Origin of the sequence: Priestia sp. YIM B13551 (assembly GCF_042787905.1) — a bacterium.
Classification (GTDB): domain Bacteria; phylum Bacillota; class Bacilli; order Bacillales; family Bacillaceae_H; genus Priestia.
Genome location: NZ_JBHZOX010000001.1, coordinates 1 through 26,992 on the forward strand (window position 1 = coordinate 1; position 26,992 = coordinate 26,992).

The 26,992-nt window shown below is 38.6% G+C and carries 29 protein-coding genes and 1 pseudogene; 24 read left to right on the forward strand and 6 right to left on the reverse strand.

Annotated features, from left to right (window positions below):
* Positions 1 to 276 precede the first annotated feature (276 nt).
* Together ACFX4N_RS00005 and ACFX4N_RS00010 are read left to right on the forward strand one after the other, a co-directional pair.
* Positions 277 to 1,038, forward strand: a complete 762-nt coding sequence (locus ACFX4N_RS00005; protein ID WP_013057586.1) for a M15 family metallopeptidase — start codon at positions 277 to 279, stop codon at positions 1,036 to 1,038.
* Between the two features lie 115 nt (positions 1,039 to 1,153).
* A complete protein-coding gene (locus ACFX4N_RS00010) occupies positions 1,154 to 1,825 on the forward strand; it encodes a DUF421 domain-containing protein (protein WP_013057585.1) in 672 nt (223 codons plus the stop codon).
* 28 nt (positions 1,826 to 1,853) lie between these two features.
* Here the strand turns inward: ACFX4N_RS00010 and ACFX4N_RS00015 are convergent, their stop codons facing one another.
* From ACFX4N_RS00015 to corA, 3 genes are all read right to left on the reverse strand, one after another.
* Positions 1,854 to 2,588, reverse strand: a complete 735-nt coding sequence (locus ACFX4N_RS00015; protein WP_029322475.1) for a polysaccharide deacetylase family protein — start codon at positions 2,586 to 2,588, stop codon at positions 1,854 to 1,856.
* An 83-nt stretch (positions 2,589 to 2,671) separates the two neighbouring features.
* Entirely contained in the window at positions 2,672 to 3,949 is a 1,278-nt protein-coding gene (locus tag ACFX4N_RS00020; RefSeq protein ID WP_063671911.1) for a polyamine aminopropyltransferase, read from the reverse strand.
* 445 nt (positions 3,950 to 4,394) lie between these two features.
* Positions 4,395 to 5,357: a magnesium/cobalt transporter CorA gene (gene corA / locus ACFX4N_RS00025; protein ID WP_013057582.1), complete on the reverse strand. Its 963-nt coding sequence runs from the start codon at positions 5,355 to 5,357 to the stop codon at positions 4,395 to 4,397.
* Positions 5,358 to 5,487: 130 nt separating this feature from the next.
* Here corA and ACFX4N_RS00030 point away from each other — a divergent pair, with 130 nt between their 5' ends.
* The 14 genes from ACFX4N_RS00030 to ACFX4N_RS00095 all read left to right on the forward strand — a co-directional run bounded on the left by ACFX4N_RS00030 (position 5,488) and on the right by ACFX4N_RS00095 (position 14,071).
* Positions 5,488 to 6,363, forward strand: coding sequence for an STAS domain-containing protein (locus ACFX4N_RS00030; protein ID WP_061859278.1), 876 nt, complete (start codon positions 5,488 to 5,490; stop codon positions 6,361 to 6,363).
* 219 nt (positions 6,364 to 6,582) lie between these two features.
* Positions 6,583 to 7,653, forward strand: a complete 1,071-nt coding sequence (ssuD, locus tag ACFX4N_RS00035) for an FMNH2-dependent alkanesulfonate monooxygenase (protein WP_013057580.1) — start codon at positions 6,583 to 6,585, stop codon at positions 7,651 to 7,653.
* A gap of 120 nt (positions 7,654 to 7,773) precedes the next feature.
* A complete protein-coding gene (locus ACFX4N_RS00040; RefSeq protein ID WP_013057579.1) occupies positions 7,774 to 8,547 on the forward strand; it encodes an alpha/beta hydrolase in 774 nt (257 codons plus the stop codon).
* A gap of 79 nt (positions 8,548 to 8,626) precedes the next feature.
* Entirely contained in the window at positions 8,627 to 8,827 is a 201-nt protein-coding gene (locus tag ACFX4N_RS00045) for a DUF6501 family protein (RefSeq protein ID WP_013057578.1), read from the forward strand.
* Between the two features lie 278 nt (positions 8,828 to 9,105).
* Positions 9,106 to 9,345, forward strand: a complete 240-nt coding sequence (locus tag ACFX4N_RS00050; RefSeq protein WP_013057577.1) for a YiaA/YiaB family inner membrane protein — start codon at positions 9,106 to 9,108, stop codon at positions 9,343 to 9,345.
* Between the two features lie 124 nt (positions 9,346 to 9,469).
* Entirely contained in the window at positions 9,470 to 9,991 is a 522-nt protein-coding gene (locus tag ACFX4N_RS00055) for a hypothetical protein (RefSeq protein ID WP_013057576.1), read from the forward strand.
* Between the two features lie 109 nt (positions 9,992 to 10,100).
* Positions 10,101 to 10,319 carry a spore germination protein gene (locus ACFX4N_RS00060; RefSeq protein WP_013057575.1) on the forward strand — a complete coding sequence of 73 codons (219 nt, stop codon included), beginning with the start codon at positions 10,101 to 10,103 and terminating at the stop codon, positions 10,317 to 10,319.
* A gap of 397 nt (positions 10,320 to 10,716) precedes the next feature.
* On the forward strand, positions 10,717 to 11,058 hold the full coding sequence (locus ACFX4N_RS00065; RefSeq protein ID WP_013057574.1) for a DUF1033 family protein: 342 nt from the start codon (positions 10,717 to 10,719) through the stop codon (positions 11,056 to 11,058).
* 70 nt (positions 11,059 to 11,128) lie between these two features.
* The gene (sigY, locus tag ACFX4N_RS00070) at positions 11,129 to 11,686 is read left to right on the forward strand and encodes an RNA polymerase sigma factor SigY (protein WP_223260193.1); all 558 of its coding nucleotides are present in this window, start codon (positions 11,129 to 11,131) and stop codon (positions 11,684 to 11,686) included.
* Positions 11,683 to 12,003 (forward strand): YxlC family protein, encoded by a 321-nt coding sequence (locus ACFX4N_RS00075; RefSeq protein ID WP_013057571.1) that lies wholly within the window; start codon positions 11,683 to 11,685, stop codon positions 12,001 to 12,003. The genes sigY and ACFX4N_RS00075 overlap by 4 nt, the downstream gene beginning before the upstream one ends.
* Positions 12,003 to 12,203, forward strand: coding sequence for a hypothetical protein (locus tag ACFX4N_RS00080; RefSeq protein ID WP_013057570.1), 201 nt, complete (start codon positions 12,003 to 12,005; stop codon positions 12,201 to 12,203). The genes ACFX4N_RS00075 and ACFX4N_RS00080 overlap by 1 nt, the downstream gene beginning before the upstream one ends.
* Positions 12,204 to 12,395 carry a PLD nuclease N-terminal domain-containing protein gene (locus ACFX4N_RS00085; RefSeq protein ID WP_013057569.1) on the forward strand — a complete coding sequence of 64 codons (192 nt, stop codon included), beginning with the start codon at positions 12,204 to 12,206 and terminating at the stop codon, positions 12,393 to 12,395.
* Between the two features lie 12 nt (positions 12,396 to 12,407).
* On the forward strand, positions 12,408 to 13,298 hold the full coding sequence (locus tag ACFX4N_RS00090) for an ABC transporter ATP-binding protein (RefSeq protein WP_013057568.1): 891 nt from the start codon (positions 12,408 to 12,410) through the stop codon (positions 13,296 to 13,298).
* The gene (locus ACFX4N_RS00095) at positions 13,295 to 14,071 is read left to right on the forward strand and encodes an ABC transporter permease (RefSeq protein WP_013057567.1); all 777 of its coding nucleotides are present in this window, start codon (positions 13,295 to 13,297) and stop codon (positions 14,069 to 14,071) included. The genes ACFX4N_RS00090 and ACFX4N_RS00095 overlap by 4 nt, the downstream gene beginning before the upstream one ends.
* Before the next feature lie 27 nt (positions 14,072 to 14,098).
* Here ACFX4N_RS00095 and ACFX4N_RS00100 read toward each other — a convergent pair whose 3' ends face one another.
* Positions 14,099 to 14,902 carry a lipid II flippase Amj family protein gene (locus ACFX4N_RS00100; RefSeq protein WP_013057566.1) on the reverse strand — a complete coding sequence of 268 codons (804 nt, stop codon included), beginning with the start codon at positions 14,900 to 14,902 and terminating at the stop codon, positions 14,099 to 14,101.
* Positions 14,903 to 15,010: 108 nt separating this feature from the next.
* Positions 15,011 to 15,157 (reverse strand): YuzK family famiily protein, encoded by a 147-nt coding sequence (locus ACFX4N_RS00105; RefSeq protein WP_014459567.1) that lies wholly within the window; start codon positions 15,155 to 15,157, stop codon positions 15,011 to 15,013.
* A gap of 252 nt (positions 15,158 to 15,409) precedes the next feature.
* On the opposite strand from ACFX4N_RS00105, the gene ACFX4N_RS00110 reads away from it, so the two are divergent.
* Both ACFX4N_RS00110 and ACFX4N_RS00115 read left to right on the forward strand, forming a co-directional pair.
* Complete coding sequence (locus tag ACFX4N_RS00110; RefSeq protein ID WP_377260597.1) at positions 15,410 to 16,057, forward strand: VC0807 family protein; 648 nt, start codon at positions 15,410 to 15,412, stop codon at positions 16,055 to 16,057.
* Positions 16,058 to 16,190: 133 nt separating this feature from the next.
* A complete protein-coding gene (locus ACFX4N_RS00115; protein ID WP_244659683.1) occupies positions 16,191 to 16,463 on the forward strand; it encodes a hypothetical protein in 273 nt (90 codons plus the stop codon).
* Between the two features lie 58 nt (positions 16,464 to 16,521).
* Here the strand turns inward: ACFX4N_RS00115 and ACFX4N_RS31095 are convergent.
* A pseudogene (locus ACFX4N_RS31095) lies at positions 16,522 to 18,400 on the reverse strand (L-lactate permease).
* Positions 18,401 to 18,782: 382 nt separating this feature from the next.
* On the opposite strand from ACFX4N_RS31095, the gene ACFX4N_RS00130 reads away from it, so the two are divergent.
* The 6 genes from ACFX4N_RS00130 to ACFX4N_RS00155 all read left to right on the forward strand — a co-directional run bounded on the left by ACFX4N_RS00130 (position 18,783) and on the right by ACFX4N_RS00155 (position 26,983).
* A complete protein-coding gene (locus tag ACFX4N_RS00130) occupies positions 18,783 to 20,108 on the forward strand; it encodes an FAD-binding oxidoreductase (RefSeq protein ID WP_057273414.1) in 1,326 nt (441 codons plus the stop codon).
* On the forward strand, positions 20,109 to 21,470 hold the full coding sequence (locus ACFX4N_RS00135) for a (Fe-S)-binding protein (protein ID WP_057273413.1): 1,362 nt from the start codon (positions 20,109 to 20,111) through the stop codon (positions 21,468 to 21,470).
* Positions 21,454 to 22,905 carry an FAD-linked oxidase C-terminal domain-containing protein gene (locus ACFX4N_RS00140; RefSeq protein WP_057273412.1) on the forward strand — a complete coding sequence of 484 codons (1,452 nt, stop codon included), beginning with the start codon at positions 21,454 to 21,456 and terminating at the stop codon, positions 22,903 to 22,905. Before ACFX4N_RS00135 ends, ACFX4N_RS00140 begins: the two co-directional genes overlap by 17 nt.
* A gap of 171 nt (positions 22,906 to 23,076) precedes the next feature.
* Positions 23,077 to 25,254 carry a malate synthase G gene (locus ACFX4N_RS00145; protein WP_057273411.1) on the forward strand — a complete coding sequence of 726 codons (2,178 nt, stop codon included), beginning with the start codon at positions 23,077 to 23,079 and terminating at the stop codon, positions 25,252 to 25,254.
* A 106-nt stretch (positions 25,255 to 25,360) separates the two neighbouring features.
* The gene (locus ACFX4N_RS00150; protein ID WP_057273410.1) at positions 25,361 to 26,137 is read left to right on the forward strand and encodes a fumarylacetoacetate hydrolase family protein; all 777 of its coding nucleotides are present in this window, start codon (positions 25,361 to 25,363) and stop codon (positions 26,135 to 26,137) included.
* 51 nt (positions 26,138 to 26,188) lie between these two features.
* A complete protein-coding gene (locus ACFX4N_RS00155; protein WP_013057552.1) occupies positions 26,189 to 26,983 on the forward strand; it encodes an IclR family transcriptional regulator in 795 nt (264 codons plus the stop codon).
* Positions 26,984 to 26,992: the final 9 nt, after the last annotated feature.

Consider the following 26,992-nt stretch of genomic DNA (forward strand, 5'->3'; position numbering starts at 1 on the left):
GAGGAGGCTCATCGGCCGCCCGCGGAAAGCGAAGCCTTGCACGGAAAGCAACAGCGTTCGAGCAAGCAGTCCAGATCGTGTATCCAGATTGTTCGTCTGTGGGTTGGGTTCATTTCGTTATGTCTCAGCCTCATTTCTATTTTTTATACCTTAAATTTTTTTAAGAGTGTTTACAAGTTTGAAACAACTGAATAACAGACAGAAACATTTATATTTTATCCTTTCTTTATAGGCTTTTGTAGCGCATCAAAAGCCGTTTGAAAGGAGTAAGACATCATGAAATACTTTTTATTTATTTGTTCTTTAGCTTTTACGCTGATGATAGCAGGGTGCGGAACAAGCAATTCTTCATCAAAGCCTGCCAGAGAATTCACAAAAAATGGACAGGCTCAAAAACTAGAAAGCTCATCAGCTTCTTCATCTTTAACGAAATCTAATGTAGACGAAACAGTGGTAATAGCCAATCCAGAATCGGTTACGGCTTTAGTTAATAAAAAGCATCAGCTTCCTGAATCCTATCAGCCTTCTGATTTAGTCTATGCCGACGTTCCGTTTATCTTCAACGAAAAAATAGAAAAACGAATGCTTAGAAAGCCTGCGGCACAAGCGCTTGAAGAACTTTTCCGAGATGCTGAAAAAGAGGGAATCAGCTTACTTGGTGTATCTGGTTATCGATCTCACGAGCGTCAAAAAGAGCTTTTTGCATTTTATGCAAAGCGAGACGGTGAAGAACAAGCACGCACCTATAGCGCCTACCCTGGAACAAGTGAACACGAAACGGGACTAGCAATCGATGTCACGGGAGGAAGTGGAATGTGTGCTGCAGCAGACTGCTTCGCTGATACACCAGAAGCTCATTGGCTTTCAAAAAATGCCTATCAATACGGATTCATTATTCGATACCCTGAAGGTGAAGAGCAGGTTACCGGCTATAAATACGAACCATGGCACCTTAGATATGTAGGGAAAAAAGCAGCCGCATCCATTTTTAATCAATATGCAACGTTAGAAACCTATGCAAATAAGAAAAAAGTTTAATCAAAAGTTCTATAACTGGAGAACGAAGAAAAGAAAAATCAAAAGTCAGGTTTATCACTCTCACATATGATACAAACTGATACTATAACATGCTTGCTATAGAGGAAGGGTATCAATGTATAAAGATATTGCGATTGAACTGATATGTGGATTTTTAGCGCTATTTATTATGCTGAAGCTTTTAGGTAAGACACAGTTTGCTCAAATCACTCCGTTTGACTTTATTACAACGCTTGTCCTGGGAAATATTGTGGGGGATGCAGCTCTTGAAAAAGGAGTAGAGTTAACTGAAATTCTTTATAGCGTTTTGATTTGGGGGCTTCTGATCTACGCAGTGACAAAGCTATCTCAAACCTTTACAGGGTTTAGAGGAATTCTTGAAGGAAAGCCTTCAATGATTATTTATAAAGGGAAAATCCTTTATAAAGAGCTTAAGAAAAACAACTTGGACTTGAATCAGCTTCAGCATCTAATGAGACAGCAAGGGTATTTTTCACTGTATGAAGCAGAATACGTCATTTTAGAAACAAATGGAGAGGTGAGCGTCGCTCCTAAACACGAATTCGGCCCTCCAACGAAAAATGATTTAAACATCCCTTATTCTCAAACCAATTTACCTATTGCTTTAATCATGGATGGAAAAGTAGTGCCTGGTAATTTGAAAGAAGCAAACGTAGATGAAAAATGGTTAAAAAAACAGCTTGCAATCAAGAAAATTAAAAAATACAGCGAAGTTTTTTATGCTGAATGGCAGCAAGAGCGAGGACTGGAAATAACAAAATTCTAAAAACCCTTTCCTTAAAAGGAAAGGGTTTTTAGCTTTCTTTTAATAGCTTAGCAAAATCTTCAATCGTTGTAGAATACGTGACGTACAGACGAGGAATAAGATAGTTTTCATTCTTTTGTCCGCTTTCAGTAAAAAATTTTGGAATGGTTGAAAGACCAAATGTATAATTTTTTTTTGTTTCTTCCACTACGCGGCTATTGACCTTTCCATAGGGGTAAGCAACAGCAATAACGGGCTGGCTCGTAATGGCTTCAATTTTTCGTTTTGAATCAGCTAGCTCATAGGATAAATTTTTCGTCTTAGTTAAATCCGGATGAGTAGCGGTATGAGACTGAATAGAAAAAAATCCTGAATCAACAAATTTTTTTAAATCGGCTGGCGACAAACGGTTGGGACGGCCGATAAAATCTGAAATCACAAAAATTGTAGCCGCTGGATGAAATTGAGGGCTGGCTGCTCTTTGAAAAATAGGCAAGATAGTAAGATTATTTTTATATCCATCGTCAAATGTAATAAATATAGGTTTTTTCACACGCTTTAGTTCCTGCCATTTTTCAAATGTTAGCGGCGTATATCCTTGCTTTTTAAGATAAAGAAGTTGTTTCTCAAAATTTTCAGGCGTCACATACAGTTCTTTTTCCCCATGGCCTGTGTAGGCATCAATAGAATGGTAAATCAGGACAGGCACTTTCACTTGGCTAAAAGCGGGGGAAGGGAAAATAACAGTTAGCACTAAGATAACAAAAACCGAAATTTTTCTCATAACAATCCTTTCTGTTGCACAGTGGTGACGAGACTGTTTTAGTATGTCAAAAGAAAAGGAATGTATAAGCCAAGCTTTCTTTTTTACAAATATAAGCCTTCTTTTTTAAATATTTTATGCAGAACCAAGTGCTCAGCAGAGTTCACAACTGCAAACTGTTTTTTAGAAAGAGAATGGGGAGAAAAACGCATTAACTTAGTAAAGTCTGATGGCAGCGTAGTATATAAAATATCAGTAGAGAGTATAGGGGCAGACAAAGGTGTTTTCGAGCCGATGTGAAAACCCCAATCTCCAAAAGAAGGAATAATGGTGTGGTAGCTCAACGTATAAAACTGAGAAGCTTTCATCGTCTTATTAATGCTCCAAAAAACGATAGGTGTGTCTCTAGGAGAATTTGACTGACATACGACCAAGCCGCTGCGCGATAGTGAACGTTGGAGAAGTGCGTAAAATTCTTTTGTATAAAGAGTACTTATTTTTTTGTTGGTAGGATCAGGAAAGTCAATAATGATGATGTCATAACACGCTGAATTCAAAGAGAGGTAGTCAACAGCATCTTGAATATGAACGGTGACACGAGAATCTTCAAATGAGCGTTGATTTAACTTCTTTAATTCTTCTACATTCATCGCAGCATTTACAACGTCAGCATCTATTTCCACAAGGTCTATTTCTTTAACTTCTTTATATTTAAGGACTTCTCGTAAAGCTAAACCATCTCCACCGCCTAGAATAAGAATGCGGTGAGGACGTAAGGAAGCTGCAAAGATAGGGTGTACAAGAGCTTCATGGTACGCATGTTCATCCAATGAACTAAATTGCAGCTGTTCATCCAAATACATTCGAATATCAGATGCTTTAATCAGCTGAATATCTTGAATACGGTTTTTTTGATGAAACAAAATGTCATGCTGGCCTGATAAGAGTTGCTTTAGACTAACGTGATCTGAGTCATCTCCACGATTGAGAAGACGAGTGCTTTCAGCATGCTGACGATTTTTTGTTGGAGTTTCGGCGTGTTGAATTCCGCGAGAAATCGAATACACAACAGCTTTTTTTGAAGCTAATTGCTTGAGTAACGCATAACCAATTTCAATTATTTCTTTGTCTCCGCACGTATAAAAATCTAATGAAGCGTAGTTTTCCTCCGGCCACGTATGAATAGACAAGTGAGAGGTAGCTAATACGAGAATGCCTGTAATGCCTTGGGGCGTAAACTGGTGAAAATAACAGTGCAAAACTTCCATCTCTGCATCTAGTGCAGCTTCAACAAGAATTCTTCTTAAAAGTGAGGGGTCGTTTAATATCACTTCATCGCATTCGAACGCATCCATTAGCAAGTGTTTGCCTTTAATATCCACTACTTCAGCCTCCTTTTTGAGCATTATTTTCACTATCTTATGAAACTTTTTAGAAAAAGGAAACGTAAGCACGTTATTTTATGGATATTTTCGGGAAATAACTAGTTATCTTCTCGTAGAAAAGAAGCTGGGACAGACGTATTTTCGTTGAAGGAAGATCCAAACAATCAATCGAGATTCTTAACGGAGAATTCAACTCGTTCGGATTTTTTCATTATGATGGTGAACGTAGATTTACCGTATGTAATAGCTGTTAATTGGAGGGCAAGGCGAAGACTCCTGCGGGCAAAGCGGAACAGGTGAGACCCCTCAGGAGCGTAAGCAACGAGGAGGCTCATCGGCCGCCCGCGGAAAACGAAGTCTTGCGCGGAAATTGACAGCACTAGCTCACTTACCCAATTTGTTCGTCTTTACATTGGATTAATTTCGTTATGTCTCAACCTTTCTACTCTTTATCAGTATTAAACCAGCCTTTTCGCTTGAACCATAGAATTAATCCAAGCGTTATCAGTCCCATGAAGCCAAGCACAAAGAAATAGCCATAGTGCCACTTTAGCTCAGGCATATTTTCAAAATTCATTCCGTATACGCCAACGATAAAGGTAAGGGGAATAAAGATAGATGAAATAACAGTCAGTGTCATCATGATTGAATTCATCCGGTTTGAATTAAGAGAAAGATAATTATCGCGCATATCAGACGTCATTTCCCGATTTGATTCAATCATATCGGCTAATTTTAATAAGTGGTCATAGACATCTTTAAAATACCTTTTTTGTTCAGGATGAACATCTAAGCGTTCAGAATTTATAACACGGTACAATAAATCGCGCATAGGCAAAATGGTTCTTCTGATTTTCAGCAAATCACTTCGAAGTTTGAATACATCTTCCATTAAAACAGAGATGGATTTTTTTGCATCTATGTTTTCTATATCATTCAGCTCATCTTCAATCTGATATACAGTGGGGAAATATTCATCTACCACTTTATCCATCACAGAATACGCAAGATAGCTTATCCCTTTTTCTTGAATCGAAGGTGTATGAAGCAGCTTTTCCCATACTTTATCAATTGCAGCTGACGGGTGAAAATGAAAAGTAACCATATAATTTTCGCCGATAAAAAGGTCAACTTCCTCAGCTTCTAACGTTTGACGATTTAACGAATGAAGGACAAAAAAACTGTATCCTTCATAATAATCGAGTTTTGGACGCTGCAGAAAATGAAAGCAATCTTCAATCGCTAACGGATGAAAGTGAAAGGATGATTGAAGCAGCAGCGCTTCTTCTTCAGAAGGGCAGTTAAAGTCAATCCAATAGTACTGAATAGAGGGGTCGTGAATCTGATCTAATTGTATATGTTTCACAAGTTTGTCATCGTTCTTAAGAGCTAACGTTCGTATCATTTAAAAACTCCTTTGTGTTTTTATAGCTATTTTCAATGTAGCATAAAATCATAAACTACACGTATTTTAAAAAATAATTTTCTTTCTTCTCTTTTTATAAAACTAGTAAGGGTGAAAAAGTTAAATTATAATGATAGTAGTAGCTCGTATGGAAAGGGGAATCGTTTTGAATAAAAATGAAGCACTTCGTATGTTTTTTTTAAAACATGCAGATCAACTGACGGAAGAATGGTATGAAAGCATTGAAGACAATGACCCAGAATCGGTTTATGCATCTACTCATCCGGAAGTCATTTCAGTATTAAAAGATCAAAATAATGAATTTCATTTATACATAGCCGATGTATTTATAAAAAATGAAAAAGAATTTTTTGATTCATTTGAAACGTGGATTTTAAAGATTGCGGAAGACGGAGAGCATGTAAGAACGCCTATTCATTATATTATTCGAGAATTTTTCCGAGTTAGAAAACAGTATTTAACGTATTTAAATCAATTTGTAGAAGAGTGCGAGCAAGATATTACGCAAGAAGAACTAGATGAATGGAACGAATTGATTGTACGCGTGTTTGATATCACCGTTTATAAATTTGTAGAAGAGCACCATCAGCATTCAAAGCGGTTGCTTGAAGCACACAAAGAACTGATTAATGAGCTGAGTTCGCCAGTTATTCCACTAAGCGATCATATTGCGATTCTTCCGCTTGTTGGGGACATCGACACAGCAAGAGCGCGCCGAATTTTAGAAAATACGTTAACTCGCTGCGCTGAACAGCAAGTGAATCACCTTTATATTGATATTTCAGGAGTAGTTATTGTTGATACGATGGTTGCTCATCAGATTTTCCAGCTGATTGATGCATTAAAATTAATAGGTGTAGAATCAACTATCTCTGGGGTACGTCCTGAAATCGCAATTACCGCTTCTCATTTAGGTTTATCGTTTGAAAATATATCAACAAAATCAACCCTTGCTAACGCGATGGCTTCACGTATGAGGAAATAGAGCAAACAAGAATTACTTTTAATTCTTGTTTTTTTATCCTAATTCATACTTGACATATAGGTTAAAGAGGTATTATGATTTTACTAATTTAATAAATAAAAAGAGTAGTATTACATACGCTAATATAAAAATGCATCTCTGTAATTAGCGGACAAGAATTGAACAAACAACATGAAAACGCTTTATATAGAATACGAGAATATTTAGGAGGAAATAGAAATGAACATCTTATGGTTTTTCCCTACAGCAGGCGACGGACATTATCTAGGCACAACCGAAGGAAGCAGAACAAGCGACATTCACTACTTAAAGCAAATCGCACATGGACTGGATTATCTAGGATATGACGGCGCTTTGTTGCCTACTGGTTCAAATTGTGAAGATTCATGGGTGATTGCGTCGGCACTTGCTTCCGTTACGAATCGACTGAAGTTTTTAATTGCACTTCGCCCGGGTGTAATGTCGCCAACACTTTCAGCACGGATGGCTTCGACATTCGATCAAATGTCAAACGGCCGACTTATGTTAAATATTGTGACGGGAGGAGATCCCGTGGAGCAAGCAACGTACGGTAACTATTTAAGCCACGATAAACGCTATGAGTTAACAGATGAATTTTTAACGATTTGGCGAGATGTAATGGAAGGAAAAAAAGTCGACTACAAAGGAGAACATGTTGATGTAACAGGCGCGTACATTCCATCGCCTCCTGTCCAAAAACCGTATCCTCCGCTGTACTTTGGCGGGTCTTCTCCAGCAGGAAAAGAAGTAGGAGCAAAGCATGCAGATGTATATTTGTTATGGGGAGAACCGCCCGCAGTGATTAAAACAAAAATTGATGAGATGAAAGAAAAAGCTGCAAACGAAGGTAGGGACATTCGCTTTGGTATTCGCCTGCACGTTATTGTAAGAGAATCGGAAGACGAAGCGTGGGAATCTGCAGATAAATTAATTAAACATGTTGATGATGATACGATCAAAGCGTTTCAAGATAAGTTTGCGTCATTTGACTCCATTGCCCAAAAAACACAGTCAAGTTTGCACAGCGGCACAAAAGATCGAGGGGCACTGGAGATTGCTCCGAATCTATGGGCGGGAATTGGCTTAGCACGAGAAGGTGCTGGAACTGCTCTTGTTGGAAGTCCTGAAATTGTAGCGGATCGTTTAAAAGAGTACAAAGAGCTAGGAATAGATACATTTATTTTATCAGGCTACCCGCATCTAGAAGAAGCATATACGTTTGCTGAGCTAGTATTTCCACATATTCAAAAAGAACGAAGCAAGAGATAATTCTTGCTTCGTTCTTTTTGAATCGTAAAAAATAAATACCCCAGTTGACTTATAGGAATTATAGGTGTATTATAAAGATAGTTCATTTAGTCAGAAAATTTGTGATAAAGGGTGAAGAAAATGGAACGTTATGACGTAATTCAAGGCGCAGAATCTTTTTATTATAAAGGCAACGACATTGGTATACTTGTTTCTCATGGATTTATGGGGACTCCTCAAAGTATGGAATATATCGGAAAAGAATTAGCTGAAAAAGGTTTTACTGTGTACGGTTTGCGACTAACGGGACATGGTACTCACTACTATGATATTGAACAAACAACGTACCAGGAATGGAAGCAAGACTTTTTAAATGGGTATCAGCGTTTGAAGCAAGAATGCCGTCATGTATTTATCTTAGGTCAGTCCATGGGAGGCACTCTTACCTTTCATACAGCGAGTCAAGGACTAGATCTTGACGGAGTTATTGCAATCAATCCGGCTATGACGTCCATTCCTTCAATGGAGCCTTATCGTTCTCGTCATACGCCTCGTTATTTAAAAGAAGAGCATCCTGATATTAAAGATCCAAACGTACATGAAATTACGTATGATAAAGTACCAGTGCGTTCTATGCGTGAGCTGCTTTCTTTAATGGATGAAACGAAAGAACGCTTATCTTATGTAACGTGCCCGGCTTTAGTACTAACATCAACAGTTGATAACGTAGTACCGCCTGAGAATTCAGCTTATATCTTAAACCATATTCAATCAGCAGAAAAAAGACAGCACATGCTTCGAAACTCTTACCATGTTGCGTCGATGGATTTTGATAAAGACACAATTGTTGCACAAACAGCACAGTTTGTACAAGCAACAGTTGCCAAAAAAAAAGTGCATGAGCGAATTTTTTAATTTTTAAATTCGCTCCGTTTCTTTTTTACTTCAAGTAAGATAAAATGAATCTTGAATGAAAACAAAGGAGTGTACATACATGATTCATTTAGAATGGAACGATCGTCCAACAATTAAACAAGTAAAATGCATACATACAGATGCAAAAAAATTCGTGGTTGAAAATGTCTTAACAGCAGGAAAAACATATGATGTGAAAAACGAAACAGAAGAGTTTTATTTTGTTGTTGATAACACTGGCCAAGTCGGCGGTTTTTATAAAGAATACTTTGAAGGCTAAACAAAAAATCATCGTCTCGGCGATGATTTTTTTATTGCAATAATTACCTGGAGCTTCTCTTAATGAAAACGAATGAACATACTTTTAAAGAGAAATTCCATATATCTAATCATTTCGAAAAAAAGCTTTACGATAAAAATAAGATGTAAGACCCAAATTCTTCCGTTTCTTGTTCTGATTAAAAGGGTAACTGACTATAAATACCCATGACAACAATTATTTTACAATGTAAAATGAAAGCGACGCTTAACAGAAAAAGGAAAAGAGGAGGTCATACGATGAAAAAGCGTAATACAGCAGCTTTTACATTTTTAGCATGGACAGCTTTTATTACAGCACTATTAGCTATGTTTATAGGAATTTATACCTTAGATGCATCATTACCGGTAAAAGGTTATTATGCCGTTGGAACATTATACTTAACGATGTCTGCTTTTGTGCTCCAAAAAACCATTCGTGATAACGAAGAAGATACGGCGCACGAACGCAAATATGACAAAGCAGAAGAAGAATTGTAGAGCTAAAAAAGAGCATTTTTCTAGCTCCTTGAAAAACATCCCCATTTTTGGGAGATGTTTTTTATATAAAAAAACAGGGAACGTGTCACTCCATGTCGTATTAATAAAGAAGGAGGCGATTGAATTGACACAACTAATGATTAATAACGTAAATTTTCACGTTGATATGTTTGAAGAAAAAATGATTACTGATGCGAATACAGGTGAAGAGTTGAAAAGGCTAAACTTTTCTTTTTCGGTTGTAGGCAAAGCAGCTTATGATAAATATGATGCATTTTTTGAGGATCCGTATTTTGAAGTAACAAATATGGAGACAAAAGAAACGCTAACACTAAAAAACATTTCGCACAGCACATTTTATCAGTCACCTGAAATTACAGATCATACAAATATTGTTTTCAGGGTAAAGCTGCAGCAAGAACCTGTTAAAGAAAAAGAACAAGTGAAAAATGAACAGCCAACAGAGAGCACGGTAAACGAAATGCTTTTATCTAGAATAAAGTTTAAGGCTCTTGTCGAATTACTTGAAGAAAAAGGACTTCTAACAGAGAAGGAATTGTATACTAAAATTGAAGAAGTAGCAGAACGAGATTTTGATATTCTAAGAGATGAATTAAGTCATTCTAAAAAAGAGGTAAAAGCGTAAAAATACCCCATTCTGCAGGGGGATTTTTTATTTATATCCATTAATTTATAACCCTTTTGATAAATCGTTCATATATTACATCACGATGAAAATAAAAAGGGTGAGGATAATGCCGATTGTTATTAATCATGTAGTGATTCCAAACGTTACAGGAGGAGTCGTTACGTTTGGCGACACGTACTATGTTTCTCCAAAAAGTAACAGTAAAACTGCACAAGGTTCGGGCTCTTCAAATACAGGAATTTGTGTAAATACAAATTCGGGACTTTCTAATACAAATACGCTCGATCCGGATGGTTCTGACCAAACCGGCTTTGGAAACGGCTAAGGAAAGAGATATTTTACTCTTCTTTCTACACGCCTTTTCAGTATTCGTTTTATCCGCATTTTATGCCTTCATTTGCACGTCCAATTGGATTTGTCGTGTCACCTGATGGAGCAATGGACAACTGATGGGGGAAAAAACCATATTGGTGGGGAAAAATTACGCCTTCAGCGGGCGTTTTTCCTCCCGTTACCCAGTACTATACGGGTAATTTAGTTCCTTATAGTTTAAGGAGCTATTATTAATATAAAAAAGAAGTTCAGATTAAGCTACCTTGTTGGCGTCTATTTCCTGAAAATAGGCGTTTTTTTCCGTTTTACTTGATTCAAAGTTATTTTTGCTGAATAATAAGGAAAAGAGAATTTTTAGAAGTAAGCTGTACGTAAGGAGATGTTCAATTATGACAGATAAATGGAGAGTTCATAAAATAAAAAGTGATTGTGAACCTTGGCTGTTTTTAGAAGGCTGGGAAAAAGATATTATTGAAACCATTGAATTTGAAAAAAAAGAAGAAGCGCTTCGCTACTACGCGATGATGATTTATGAATTTCATCAAAAATACGCGAGCGTGCGAAGTGATGAACTAGCGCTCTTTAGCTTTTGGAACGAAGGCGAAAAGGAATTTTGCGAGGCCTGTGATGATGATCTTCAAATCTTCCACGGTGTTTTATTCGCTAAAAACGATGAAGTCTATTCATTAGAAGAAGATGAAGAAGGATTAAAAATGCTTCGTACTAAATAAAAACGTCCTGCGGGGCGTTTTTTTTATATAAAAAATGAACGATTTCAATCGCTAAAGCGTCATATAGGTGATGAAACAAAAAGGAGGGGTGACCGCTTTGGAACAAGATGATTTCATCCTTGTCCAAAAAGCATTACAAGGTGATGATGATGCCTTTTCATTATTATTTCAGCGCTATCATTCATTTTTATATAAATACCTTTTAAAGCTGACATTAGATGAGGACTTATGCAGTGAATTGTGTCAGGAAGCAATGATGAAGTGTTACGTGAATCTTTCTTCATACAAAAATGAAGCAAAGTTTTCGACTTGGATGATATCCATTGCTTCAAGACTGTACATGGATTATTTGCGTAAGCAAAAACGTGAAAAAAGCAGTCTCCAGCGAATAAAGCAGTCTTTATCGCACCAGCTTCAGTGGAAAGCTAAATACAAAGGAGTGGAATGGAGCGAGATGTTTTCCGATTTTAATGAACTCGATTCGCGCTTTCGAATTCCTGTCTTGCTTCGACATTATTACGGATATACATACGATGAGATTGCCCATATGCTGAATATGCGAGCAGGAACGGTCAAATCAAGAGTAAATAAAGGAGTAAACATACTGAGAAAGGAGTGGAAAGAATGAGAGAAGAAAATGACAATCAGTCCTTACATTCTTTAAAAAAAGATTGGGAGCAGCTAGAGAGTTTAGCAAGTCATGAACGTATTTCTCTTCATGCAATTCAAGAACAGCTTCTCATTCAAAAACAAAAGCAGAAAAAAGCTTTCCGGAAAGAGTTATGCTTATTTACATTAACAGCACTTGTTATTTTAACGGTAATGGCAACTGCTATTTTACAAATACCTGCCTTATTTATCGCCATTGAAGTAATTGGGATCATTGTTGCTCCTATTTCTTTTATCGTTTTTCACTATAAACGAAAAAAGGAGATGTTTTTATAATGAATGAAAAATGGATTCTTGTGCTGTTTATTTCACCATTTCTCCTTCTTCAAAGCTTTCTACTTTTTATCAATGCAAAAAAACGCGGCGCTCATCCATGGTTTTGGGGAATATGGGGACTGATTCAAATTCCAATGCCAACGCTGTTTTATTGGTTTTTTATTATTTGGCTTCCAGCACGAAGAAAAAGGGGGATGTAAATGAAGGACATTAATTGGTTGTTAATTGCTCCAATTCTATTCTTACAATTGCTTTTAATGATTCCAGCATTGATAAGCTGCATAAAGCAAGAAGAGACAAACGGGCCAAAATGGTTATGGGGACTCATCATTTTATGTGTAAGTACAGTTGGCCCCGTTTTATATTTTGTTTTAGGACGTAAAAAACAGTGAGGTGGAGCTAAGATGTTTATGCAAGTAGAAAGACTGACAAAAGCGTATCGTAATATAACTGTTGTGAATAACCTTTCATTTAATCTCGACAAAGGAAAATGTGCAGCGTTGTTAGGCCCTAATGGTGCAGGTAAGACGACTACTTTGCATATGATTGCAGGTCTTACTGCACCTAATAAAGGGAAAATTTCTTTTGAAGATAAACAACATCAAGACGTACGATCATTTATTGGCTTTCTGCCACAGCATCCTACGTTTTTTAATTGGATGACGCCTCAGCAGTATTTAACTTTTTTAGGTCTTTTATCTAACATTTCAAAAAATGTGCTTTCCCAACGAATAGATGAAGTACTTGAAACTGTAGGTTTAAAAGGAAAGGAAAAGCAGAAAATTGCTGGCTTTTCTGGAGGAATGAAACAACGTTTGGGCTTGGCGCAAGCCTTGTTACATAAACCTGAACTGCTAATTCTAGATGAACCGGTTTCGGCTTTGGATCCTGAAGGCAGAAAAGATGTCCTAATGATTATCGAAACATTAAAAAAAGATACGACCATCCTTTTTTCAACTCACATTTTGCATGATGCAGAACAAATATGCGATAACATTATCATGATTAAAAACGGACGTATGAAATGGAATGGAACAAAGAGTTCGCTGCGCCAAGAGTTTACGGCTCCTGCTTTTACGATTGAAACAGAAGAAAGGCTCCCTGCATCACTTAGCAGTCTGCCAAGTGAACAGGTGCTGTTTCATTCTCCTTATAAAGCCACTGTAGGTGTAAAAGATACATCTCAGCAGCAGCAACTGCTTCAACTGCTTGTTGATCAACAAGCAAACCTTGTTTTATTTGAACGAAAACAGCATTCTCTCGAAGATGTGTATCTAGAGGTGATGAACAAATGAACACATTTGGAGTCTTATTTAAAAAGGAACTGCATGAATTATTTGCGAACGGCAAAGGAATTTGGCTGCCAATTTCTCTAATTTTACTAGGCATCACACAGCCTTTAACGAATTATTATATGCCACAAATCATTAACATGGCAGGGAATTTACCAAAAGGAGCAATTATTCAACTTCCTACGCCCACCGGTCAAGAAGTAATGCAAGGTGTCCTTTCACAATATAGCACAATAGGAACCTTACTGATTGTACTAGCAAGCATGAATATGATTTCAAATGAACGACAAAATCATGCTGCTGTACTTGTTATGATGAGACCGGTGAGCATCATTCAATACATTATGAGTAAATGGGCTGCGCAAATCGTACTGGTCATTGGCTCAACGTTTATAAGCTATATAGCAGCATGGTATTATACAAATCTTTTATTTTCATATGTGGATTGGACTCATATGCTAGTTAGCTTTCTTTTATACAGTCTGTGGCTGATTTTTATCTTGTCCGTTTTAGTGGCAGCTGGAACATTCCTTTTACAAAGCGGAGGGATTGCTGGAGTAAGCATTTTGATCATTGCGTTACTTTCATTTTTGAGTACTTTGTTTACGAATCAATTAAAGTGGAGTCCTGCAGCACTGTCACAATACGCCGCTCGTCTGCTTGAACAATTGCACTGGTCACAAAGTTTCACCTATACCGTAGTTGTTACGTTAATGAGCAGTTTTTTTCTTTTAATTGCTGCTGTTCATAGATACAAAAAAGTGGAATATGTATAAAAAGACTTCTTTAACGAAGTCTTTTTTCTAAGGGATTAATTTGCAAATCCATGCAATATAAAGAGCAGCGGGGACTAAGAGAATCTGGGCACACACTGTCCCGCACAAACGAGAGATGACGAGTGTACCAACCATTTTGTTCATAGATTGCTTAGTGGATTCACCTTTCATTACCTTTTCAGTTAAAATGGCTACTTGCGGATCTACAAACACAGCAAGGGTAATCATCGCTAGTCCGTTAATAAGGCCAGACGACATCAGAATTGATTTAGAAAGAGTAGGCTCGAGCGTAGAAGCATAAAGAGTGGAAAGAACACCTACTGTATAAATGGTCGTAGCCATTAAATTCAAAAGAAGCAACCGCTTGGGCACTCCGCCTATTCGCAGCTGAGACAGCATAATCCACCTAGGACGCTTCACGTGTTTTTTTGCTTTCTCAAGCGTATGTATGGAAGCAATATTTTTCATCATTTTGGGTACAGATCCCGCTACTTCTAAGTGTGAAATCATTCGAGAGAAGATTGATACAAAGCTAGGAATTAAAAGAGCACCTGCGATTGTCCCAATAGAGGCCGCGAGCAAGATAGTTTGAAGCTGATGAAGCAGAACGGGCAAATCTTCTTTAGACTGAACCGCATCTCCTAATTTGCCGGTCAGCGGAGCTTGCACCATATTAGCTGTTCTTGAAACAATGACAATGATATTAAAAAGAGATAGAGCCACGACTAGCTTCCGAGTTTTCAAGCCCGCAAGTCTCACAGAGTAGGCTAGTGTTTCAATCATGTGAATAATTCCTACAAATACACAAATAATAAGTAATTTTTCTATCATAATAAGCAAGTTCCTTTCTTTGATACACGCACTTCCTTATTATGTATAAATTTGGTTCATTTGTAAATAAAAAGCCGCTTGCTACTCTTGGTAGCAAGCGGCTTTTTATTATCGATGCTGGTTAATATCACGCAGTATATCTTTGCTAGCCTGATAATCTTTTTCTCGTTCTTTTTCCACCTGTAGACGTTTGTCTAGTTTACGGCTATATTCAGCATACCCCACGCCGTGAGAAAGCTGCATGGCCTTTTCCATTTCTGACGTGTACGTTAGGTGAAGTGCGATAATGAATCAATCCTTTCAGCATTTTTCACTTGTGGCACATGTATTGCTGCTCAAGTGTTTGGATGTTTATGATTCTTGAAGTCTTTCTAGAAATCGTTTTCCCTGTCGCTCTGGATCTAAACATCAAATGATTAAAATTTCATAACATTCCAGGTAAAAGCCTTTTTTTCTTGCGTAGTATCCCATATAATAGCAGGAACAACGTTTTTAAAGGAGTTATATATGAACAATACAAAACGAGTATGGTTTGATTTACTTTTTTATATCGCTATTCCTTACCTAATATGGAACCAAGGAAAAGACATTATTGGTGATTACTATGCCATTTTGCTTTCAACAGCACCAGCGTTTGTGTATACCATTTATACATTTATTAAAGATCGCCAGTTTAACGTAACAGGATTGTTTATTGTCATTACGCTGCTGGCACGTACCATTATTGATTTAATTTCAGGAAACGCAGCAACGATGTTAAACAATCAAGTATACTTTATGATTGGACTGGCTGTAGTTGTCCTTTTTACCATTGTGATAAAAAAGCCAATTGGTTTGTACTTTTTTGTAGATACGGCTTACTTAATGGGCTATAAGCGAGAAGACTCTCTAAAACTCTTCCACCAGCCTGATTTATTCAAAATGATGAACTGGCTTACAGTACTGTTCGCAGGTCGCTACGTATTTTTAGCAATTGTAAAATACGTATTGATTCAAAAGTACGGAGTAGAAGGGTACGGGAACATGATTGTATTCCGTCAGGCCGTTACGTGGGTATTCTCCATTTTAATTGCTGTCTACACGTATTTTATCTATAAAAAAATTCAAGATAAAACAGGGATTGATAATCCAATGAATCCAAATGTAAATGAATAAAAAAGAAGCGTGCGTTTAACTAACGTACGCTTTTTTGTTACAAAACAGTGAACAGTGCTCGAAACACTAACATCTCATTTAAAATTAATAGTAAAATAACGCTATTAAAAACGGGATGAAAGTAGGTCAAGAAATGAAACTATTATTAGCATGTCAAAAGCAGCCTTATCGGATTTTAGAAATGATTATGGTGTTTTTCACTTTAATTTTTGTTGTACTGTCGTTTTTCGATTGCCGTCAGCTGTTTTTTCTTGTGTTTACCCTTGGAATTGTATTTGCTATTCGAGCGTTTGAAATGCAAGAAGGAGAGAAAAAGACTCAAGGAAACATCTGGCTGCTTGTTGGTGTTGTGATGATTTTGCTAGATATAGTTTTATTTGTTGTATATGCCATTAATCGATCTTAAATAAAAGAAAAAAAGCTTCCGTTCAGAGGGGTACCTCTAGATACGGAAGCTTTTTTGTTTAAGGAATCATCCACGATAATACATTAGATTGTAAAAATGTTAATACGCAGACAATCAGCAGTAAAAATAAGCTGTGCTTCACCGTGAAACGAAACAAATCGGACTCTTTTCCCGCCAACCCAACCGCAGCACAGGCAACGGCGATGGACTGCGGTGAAATCATTTTACCGGTTACTCCACCAGAAGAGTTTGCTGCAAGCGCAAGAAGCGGGTCCATTCCAATAGACGTAGCCGTGATTTTTTGCAAGTTGCCGAATAATAAGTTGGCTGAAGTATCTGATCCTGTAATAAAAACACCGAGCCAGCCGAGTACAGGAGAGAAAAAGGGAAATAACGCGCCTGTTTTAGCTAACAGCAGTCCTAAGGTTGTACTCATTCCAGACGCATTTGTCACGTAAGCAAATGCCACAACGGACATAATGGTAAGCAGTGGCAGCGCTAATTCTTTGCACGTCTCGTTAAACGTAATGAACCAGTCTTTCCAAGAGATGTTGACGATAAATTTTGTGACAACAGCAGACAACAGGATAGCTGTGCCCGCAGCGCCTAGTAATTCTAACTTATACACTGCCGCAATCGGTTCTCCACTTCCATTTAAAATTAAATTATTTAACCAAGGTACTTCTGGCATAAACGTTAAATAATGTCCGATGGAATTGATAGCGCTCAAAAAAGCGTTAGCTCCTTCATAATGTCCTGTCAAAGCGGTTTTAATTTGAGGAATTCCCCATATAGAAATAAAGATCGTTAAAATTAAAAAAGGTGACCACGCCTTTGCAATTTGAGCCCCCGTGAATGCGGGTTGATCTTGAGTTTCTCTTGGCTCAGCTGAAGCGGAAGCTACTTCATGTGCTGCNAGCTCCTTCATAATGTCCTGTCAAAGCGGTTTTAATTTGAGGAATTCCCCATATAGAAATAAAGATCGTTAAAATTAAAAAAGGTGACCACGCCTTTGCAATTTGAGCCCCCGTGAATGCGGGTTGATCTTGAGTTTCTCTTGGCTCAGCTGAAGCGGAAGCTACTTCATGTGCTGCTTTTTCAGATTGAAAGCGAAACGTTGTTTTCGGTTTCCAGAATTTCAAGAAAATAGCGAGTGCAAAAAGTGAAACGAGTGCCGATAAAATATCGGGAAGTTCAGGTCCTAAAAAGTTAGAGCTGACAAACTGGGTAAGGGCAAAAGAGACGCCGGATACTAGAATAGCAGGGAGTACTTCTAATGTTTTCTTAAATCCTGCCATTACAAAAACCAAATACAGCGGAATAAATACAGAAATAAAAGGAAGCTGGCGGCCTACCATTTTAGAGATTTCCATTGCCGCTACTCCAGTAGGACCTTCCATAGCCGTGATAGGAATACCGATTGCACCAAAAGCAACGGGTGCTGTGTTTGCTAATAAACATAAGCCAGCGGCATATAGTGGATTAAATCCTAAACCTACCAGCAGAGCTGCTGAAATAGCAACAGGTGCGCCGAAACCAGCGGCCCCTTCAAGAAAAGCCCCAAACGAAAAAGCAACCAACAAAGCTTGAAGTCTGCGATCTTCTGTAATAGATACGACAGAGGTACGAATAATATCAAACTGACCGGTTTTTACGGTTAGTTTGTAAAGAAAAACGGACGTAATGATAATCCATCCAATCGGCAGTATACCGTATACGGCTCCTTGACTGGCTGACATAAAAGCCATGCTAGCCGGCATTTTATAAGCAAGTATTGCAACAGCAAGTGCGACCAGTAAAGTTGTAACTCCAGCCATATAACCTTTCATTCGTTTAATAGCCAGAGCCCAAAAGAAGTAAAGAATAGGAATCAAAGCGATTAATGAAGACCAAATGACGCTGTTTCCTACAGGAGTGAACTGCTGTGTCCATGTCATAACTAACACCTCATTTTCAAATTAGTGAACTATAAATTTAGTAAAACGAAACCATTAAAACTACGATGATAAGGTCATCTGATGACTTATGTAAAAATGAATTCGCTTACATTATATTCTAATCCTTTTATGATAGGCAAGTACTAAAAGAAACTTTTTTTCAAAAGAACGGACATTTTTTTGTTGATAAGAAGAAAATACTGGTTGAAAACCCCAAGAATAGGTGATTTAATGATTGTAAGCGCTTAAAATATATCTTTTCATCTATTCTACTAATTATCCTTCTTATTAATCTACTACTTTCAGTCGTATTACACATGGCACTTCTTTATGTTATTAGTGAAACGTTGTTTGCTATTACAAAACGAGAGGAGTCAATTTATTGAGTACGTTAGAGCTTCCAGGTCATTTAGAATCCATTTTATCTCATCCTTCCACACTTGAAGAACAGCATATGAATCAATTCCTTGGAAATAACGGAGCGCTTCGTGTTAAGCCAACTTCAGAACAAGAAATAGCAGCCGTTTTAAAGTATGCGACGGAACACGGAAAAAAAGTCGTCATTGAAGGGAGTGGTACAAAAAAGGGATTTGGCGGACTTATAGATACATCAGACCTTTTGCTTTCGCTGACTGAATACAGCGGAATTGTTGAACATACAGTAGGTGATATGACGGTTACTGTAAAAGCTGGTACGCCGTTTGGAGAGCTGCAAACGTATTTAAAAACGCACAATCAGCAAGTTTCACTTGATCCAGCTCTAGGAGACTACGCTACAATCGGCGGAGTTATAGCAGCGAATGAAAGTGGTCCAAAGCGCTTGTCTTATGGATCAGCTCGAGATGCAGTAATCGGTATGAGAGTCGTATATTCAGATGGAACCATTGTTCGTTCAGGGGGAAAAGTCGTCAAGAACGTGGCTGGTTATGATATGAATAAGCTGTTTATTGGTTCAATGGGAACGCTCGGCGTTATATCCGAAATAACGTTAAAGCTGCGTCCGCTGCCTAAGTATCAAAGCATTGTCTTTATTTCTTTTTCAACAGGCAATATCGAAGAAATTCATGCGTTTGTTAGCAAAGTCTTAGATTCAATTATAGAGCCCGTTGCTTTGGAATTATTAAATCCCTCTCTAGCTGAAGATGTAATAGGGCAGCATCTGTTTACGCTTGTGATCAGCTTTGAAGACGTGGAAAGTTCCGTACATTATCAAGAGAATTATATCAAAAGTATTCAGCCTGCTGATACAATTTTAAAAATACTGCAGGAAAAAGAAGCCGAGGTATTTTGGGGGTTTTTTAGTAACATTAGTCCAAATGGTGCACGTTGTTCTTCAGAAGAAGAAACGGAAGCCACTTTAAAAGTCGGCGTACCAAATATGAATGTACTGGATGTGATAACTAAAAGTACGGTGTTAAAAACGTCCCGTCCAATGCTGATAAAAGCACATGGAGGAGTTGGACATGGTCTTTGTTCGATCTACATAAAAGGCTCAGAAGATGCCATTCTTTCCGTTATTACTTCATTTACTGAAACTGCTAAAACGTACGGAGGATATGTGGTCGTTAAACATTTGCCTTTTATACTGCGCCAAAAAGTAAATGTATGGGGAGAAGAACCTTCTCATTTTCCGTTACTAGCAGGAATTAAAGCAAAGATGGACGCTAAAAACGTGCTTAACTATAAACGATTTATAGGAGGAATCTAAGTGAATTCAGCGAAAGCGGATATCAAAGATGCTCCATGTCAAAGCGTTAGCAATTATTTGTGGAAAGACGCGCCAGACGAAAAAAAATGGGCGGATTGTGTACACTGCGGAATGTGCTTGGAGTCTTGTCCTACTTATGAAATAACGGGGCAAGAACAGCATTCACCAAGAGGACGCGTGCACCTTATCAAATCGGTAGCAGAAGGGAAAATAAGCGTGAATGAGCAGTTTGCAGACCCTGTGTTTGCCTGTTTGGACTGCCGTGCCTGTACAACTGCTTGCCCTGCAAATGTAGACGTTGGCGGACTCATTGAAGAAGCTCGCGGCCAAATTCGTCAGGCGATGCCTTTGACCGGCTGGAAAGGGATGATCAGCAAATTTTTTCTTAAGGAACTTTTTCCTCATTCCCACCGCTTGGAAGCTGCAGGAAGCTTATTAAAGCTGTATCAAAAAAGCGGAATGCAAAAAATGGTGCGCACAACAGGCATGTTAAATATGATGCCAACACATCTATCAGAAATGGAATATGTAATGCCTAAGATTACCCGTTCTGTTCGGAAAAAATATAAAAAGAAACGCGTTCTAAAAGCAAAAGCAGAAAAAAAAGCAGAAGTTGCTTTTTTAACTGGCTGCATCATGGACGTCATGTTCAGTGATATTAATGAAGCGACTCTTAATGTATTAAGAAGAAACGGAAACGACGTTGTTATTCCTCAGTCTCAGACTTGCTGTGGTGCTTTGCACGTTCATGCAGGAGACAGAGACATGGGAAGGAAGCTTGCAAAAAAAAATATAGAGGCGTTTCAACATGCGGACACTATTATTGTAAACGCTGCGGGATGCGGCTGCATGTTAAAAGAGTATCCTGAACTGTTTAGAGAAGAAGAGCAAGAGTGGCTTGAAAAAGCCGAAGTCTTTGCTGAAAAAGTCCAGGATATTTCAAAATACCTTCACGATACGGGATATCGCCCTCCGCAGACAAAGCTGAATACGCGCATTACGTATCACGACGCTTGCCATTTAGCTCATGGCCAAGGAGTTAGAGAAGAACCAAGAGATATTTTACTCTCTATTCCCGGAGTTGAAATGGTTCATATGGCTAATGCCGACCGGTGCTGTGGAAGCGCAGGAATTTATAATTTAACAAACCCTGATATGGCGGGAGCTGTGCTTCAAAGTAAAATGGAACATGTGCCTCATGACGTAGAAATGATTTCAATGGGAAACCCGGGATGCATGCTGCAGATGGCAGTAGGAGTAAAAAAATATGGACGAAGTCAACAAATTGTTCACACGGTACAGCTTTTGGAGTGGGCCTATCAAAAAGAAGAGGAGGAAGCGCATCGTGTTGAAGAAAAATAGAATAAAAGATCTTCACGTAAAAAATCTTTCTCAGCTAGTAGACCCTCATTCTATTTTGCATCATAAAGAAGATTTGCTTGCGTACGACTGCGATGGGTTTACTATTCACAGACACTTGCCTAAAGCGGTGGTATTTCCTCAAAATACAAAAGAAGTTTCTAGTATTGTTAAATACTGCAATGAAAACGATTTGCCTTTTCTTGCAAGAGGAGCAGGCACAGGGCTGAGCGGGGGAGCGATTCCTCTTAATAATGAGGTGGTTATTAGTTTAGTGAAAATGAAGCGCCTTCTTAGCGTCGACTATGAAAACAGACGTGCCGTTGTAGAGCCGGGATTTATTAATCTTAGATTAACCAATTCAATCTCTGAAAAAGGATATTATTATGCACCGGATCCTTCGAGTCAGTATTGCTGCACAATTGGTGGAAATGTAGCGGAAAATGCAGGAGGGGCACACTGTCTTAAATATGGGGTAACTACCAACCATATTTTAGGGTTAGAGGTGGTGCTTCCAAATGGAGATGTAATTGAGCTTGGCAAGCAAGGTATTCCAGATGAACCGGGATATGATCTATTAGGACTTTTAACAGGATCAGAAGGGACGTTAGGAATCGTTACAAAAATTACGGTACGCATTTTGAAAAACCCCGAAGCAAAACAAACGGTTCTTGCCTATTTCGACCGCGTAGAAGACGGCAGCCAAGCGGTATCAGACATTATATCAGCCGGCATTGTGCCTGCTGCGCTTGAAATGATGGATAAAACCGCCATTGAAGGAGTGGAAGCTGCTGCGTTTCCAGTCGGACACCCTAGAGATATTGAAGCTCTTTTATTAATTGAAGTAGACGGCATTTCAGACGGTATCGAAGAGCAAATCCTTCGCATTTTAGACGTATGTAAAAAACAAAACGTACGGGAAGTGAAAGTAGCTGAAAGTGAAGAAGAGCGCGCGAGGTGGTGGGCAAATCGTAAGACAGGATTTGGAGCGATGGGAGCTATATCCCCTGACTATCTCGTACAAGACGGCGTTATTCCAAGAAGTAAACTGCCTCAAGTGCTGAAGCGAATTAACAAAATTAGCGAAGAATCTGGCCTTCGCATTGCCAATATTTTTCACGCCGGAGATGGGAACTTGCATCCGCTTGTATTATTTGATGCTAGAAAGCCCGGGGAAACTGAAAAAGCACTCGACGCCGGAAGCGCATGTTTGCAAGTATGTGCAGAAGCAGGAGGAACGATTACCGGCGAACACGGCGTGGGCATTGAAAAAAAAGAAGAAATGCGATTTGTTTTCAATGAAGATGAAATTCAAGCACAAACGAATATACGAGAAGTATTTAATCCTAAAAATCTATTAAATGCAGGAAAGCTGTTTCCAAGTCCGAGCCGCTGCGCTGAAGTCAAAAAAGAAATGAAAAAAATAGAATATTTTTAGAAAATTCTTGAAAATATATTCGCTCGATGATATGATTTTTTTAACAAAAATAAAACGCTGTTTCGTAATAAGAAACAGTACCGCATATGTTCGTCTTAATCATTTTGGCAAAAAGAAATGAAAGCGCGTCCAAATTTAAAAATGTAAAAGAGTAAGAGGAGGAAACAGACGGTGACAAACTACAAACAAGTTGGAAATCTAAAAGTAGCTCCAGTTCTCTATCAATTTATCAATGAGGAAGCTCTTCCGGGCAGCGGCCTAAGTACAGAAAATTTTTGGTCTGATTTTGAAGCGTTAGTAACCGAGTTAACACCCGTAAATAAACGTTTGTTAGAAAAGCGTGATCAGCTGCAAGCTCAAATTAATGCGTGGCATCAAGAAAATCCTGACGGTGACTTTAACGAATACAAATCGTTTTTAACGAGAATTGGCTATTTAGAAGACAAGACAGAAGATTTCCTTATTGGTACAGAAGGAGTAGACAGCGAAATTGCCTATCAGGCAGGACCGCAGCTTGTTGTACCTGTAAATAATGCCCGGTATGCTATTAACGCTGCTAATGCACGTTGGGGAAGTCTCTATGATGCTCTTTACGGCACTGATGCAATCAGTGAAGAAAATGGAGCTTCGCGCACGAGTTCTTATAATCCAATTCGAGGAGAAAAAGTTATTGCGTTTGCGAAGAATTTTCTTGATGAAGTTGTTCCGCTCGTTCAGTCTTCTCATGCGGAAGTGGTTCAGTACAGCCTTGAAAATGGAAAGCTTGTCGCTCAATTAAACGATGGCAGTTTAACCGAATTACAGGAAGAAGAGAAATTTGTAGGGTATCAAGGGGAAGAAGAAAGCCCTGATGCTCTTTTATTCAAAAACAACGGCCTGCATTTTGAAGTTCAAATTGATCGTACGGATTCGATTGGTAAAACAGACGATGCGGGTGTAAAAGATATTTTAATGGAAGCAGCTCTTACGACGATTATGGACTGTGAAGATTCAGTAGCGGCAGTAGACGCAGAAGATAAAGTAGATGTTTACCGCAACTGGCTGGGATTAATGAAAGGTGATTTGACGTCTACTTTTAAAAAAGGAAGTCAAAACATGACAAGGCGTTTAAATCCAGACCGTACCTATATTTCTCCCGACAAGAAAAAGATTTCACTGTCTGGCCGTTCGCTTATGTTTGTTCGAAACGTTGGGCATTTAATGACAAACAGCGCTGTTTTAGATCGAAATGGCAACGAAATCTATGAAGGTATTTTAGACAGCGTGATTACTAGTTTAATTGCCAAACACACCTTGCTTAAAAACGGCACGTATCAAAATTCTAAAAAGAGCTCTATCTATATCGTTAAACCGAAAATGCACGGCTCCAAAGAAGTGGCTTTTGCCAACACGTTATTTAATTCAATTGAAGATATGCTAGGGCTTGAGCGTCATACGATTAAAATTGGCGTAATGGACGAAGAGCGCCGCACGACGCTTAATTTAAAAGCGTGTATCAAAGAAGTAAAAGACCGAGTGGCTTTTATTAATACTGGATTCTTGGATCGAACAGGTGACGAAATTCATACCTCAATGGAAGCGGGGGCTGTTATCCGTAAAAATGATATGAAAGCGTCTAAATGGCTTCAAGGCTACGAGCAGTCTAATGTAAATGTAGGATTAGCAAGCGGATTCCAAGGCCGCGCTCAAATCGGAAAAGGAATGTGGGCAATGCCGGATATGATGGCGGAAATGCTTAAACAAAAAGTGGGGCATTTAAAAGCAGGAGCGAATACGGCATGGGTACCTTCACCAACAGCAGCAACGCTTCATGCTCTTCACTATCATCAAATTGATGTAAGAGATGTTCAAAACGAATTGCTTACTCAGTCTACTGATTTACAAGATGACATTTTGCAAATTCCTGTGGCAGAAAAACCAAATTGGAGCAAAGATGAAATTCAGCAGGAGCTCGACAACAATGCTCAAGGAATACTTGGGTATGTAGTGAGATGGGTCGACCAAGGAGTAGGGTGCTCAAAAGTACCGGATATTAATAATGTAGGGCTAATGGAAGACCGGGCAACGCTTCGTATTTCCAGTCAGCACGTAGCTAACTGGCTTCATCATGGAATTTGTACAAAAGAACAAGTAACGGAAACGCTAAAGCGAATGGCAAAAGTAGTGGATCAACAAAATGAAAATGATCCTCTGTATCAGCCAATGGCATCGAACTACAGCACATCCATTGCTTTTCAGGCAGCCTGCGATTTAGTATTTCAAGGCTATGATCAGCCAAACGGTTATACGGAGCCAATTTTACACCGTCGCCGTATCGAAGCAAAGGCAAAAGCAGCTATAAAACAGTAAAAAAACGGCCTGTCAGCATAGAGATGGCAGGCTGTACTTGCATCTCAAGAATCTGACTATCTACTATCCTTATTAAAATCAAGCAAATGGGAAAAGGAGTTATGTCATGAAATTTGTAAGGTTCGCTGTACAAGATAGCCGTCATACAGGTGTACTAAAAGAGGATACGATCAGCGTCATTAAAGGAAATATATTTGAGAAATGGGACTATACAGGACAGACTTTTTCACTGAGTGAAGTAAGGCTTTTGGCTCCTTTAGAGCCGATTCAAATTATTGGAATAGGTGCAAATTATGCAGCCGCGAAGTCGGAGCTGCCAAGAGAACTGCCTTCTATTCCTGTCTTCTTTTTTAAGCCCGTATCCTCTGTGATTGGTCCAAACGAAGACATTGTCATTCCAACTGCGATTAAGCACGTCAAGTTTGAGTCTGAGCTTGCAGTTATTATTGGAAAAGAAGCAAAGAACATCGCAAAAGAAGACGTGCTGGACTATATATTTGGGTATACAATTGGAAACGATGTAACGGCTCCGGATTATTTTCATGAAGACGGGCACTGGACCATTGGAAAATCCTTTGATTCATTTACGCCTCTTGGCCCTGTAATCGAAACGGAGCTTGATTTTAAATCCATTCATGTAAAAGCGTTTTTAAATGGCGTTGAAAAACAAAACAGCTCGACAGATTTAATGATTATTTCCGTTGAGCAAATGATTGCTTACCTTTCTACTGTTATGACCCTTAAGCCGGGAGATGTGGTTTTAACAGGAAGTCCGGTCGGCGCGGAGCTGGTGAGCGCAAACGATGTCATTGAATGCACCATCCTAGAAATTGGAACCCTCCAAAATCCGTTTGTTGCAGAGAAAGAACGCGTAAACGTATAAGAGTGATAAAAAATGCCCGGCAGTAACACGACACATAAAGGAGAGAGAAAAATGGAGAGAGAAAACATGGTGAAGTCTGTAAGCCGGGCGTTGGATATCGTCACAATTGTCAGCATGGAAAGAGAAGGGGTAGGCGTCACAGAAATTGCAAAGCAAATGGACATCAATAAAAGCTCCGTATACCGTATTCTAACTACTCTTGCTCAGTACGGTTATATTGAACAAGATCAAGAAACCGGGCGGTACAAGCTTGGGTATAAGTTTTTAGAAGTAAGTTCAAAACTTTTAGATTCTATTGATCTACGAACGGAAGCAAAGCCGTTTTTGCAAGAACTTGAAAGTGAAACAAATGAAGTTATTCATCTTGTTGTCTACGATCAAGGTGAAGTAGTGTATATTGAAAAATTAGAAGGCAATCAGACGCTGCGCATGCATTCAAAAGTGGGGAAAAGAGCCCCTATGCACTGTACGTCTGTCGGTAAAGCTATCCTAGCTTTTTTACCGCTTAACACGGTAACAAGCATTCTTGAAAGAAAAGGCTTACCAGCTCATACAGATCACACCATTACAGATGAAGAAAGCTTTCTTCGAGAACTTTCAGAAGTAAAACAAAAAGGATATGCGCTGGATTTAGAAGAAAATGAATATGGAATTACCTGCATCGCAGCGCCTATTTTTGATCACCTTGGTCAAGTCGTTGCCGCAGTCAGCATTTCCGGTGCTACCATGCGTATGACAAATGAGCGATTAACGTATCTTCAAGAACGCATGGTTGATATAGGCAAGAACATTTCGGAGCGGCTCGGCTACAAAACTGAATCTGTGAAAGACAAAAGTTTGTTCTGATTCTTAGAG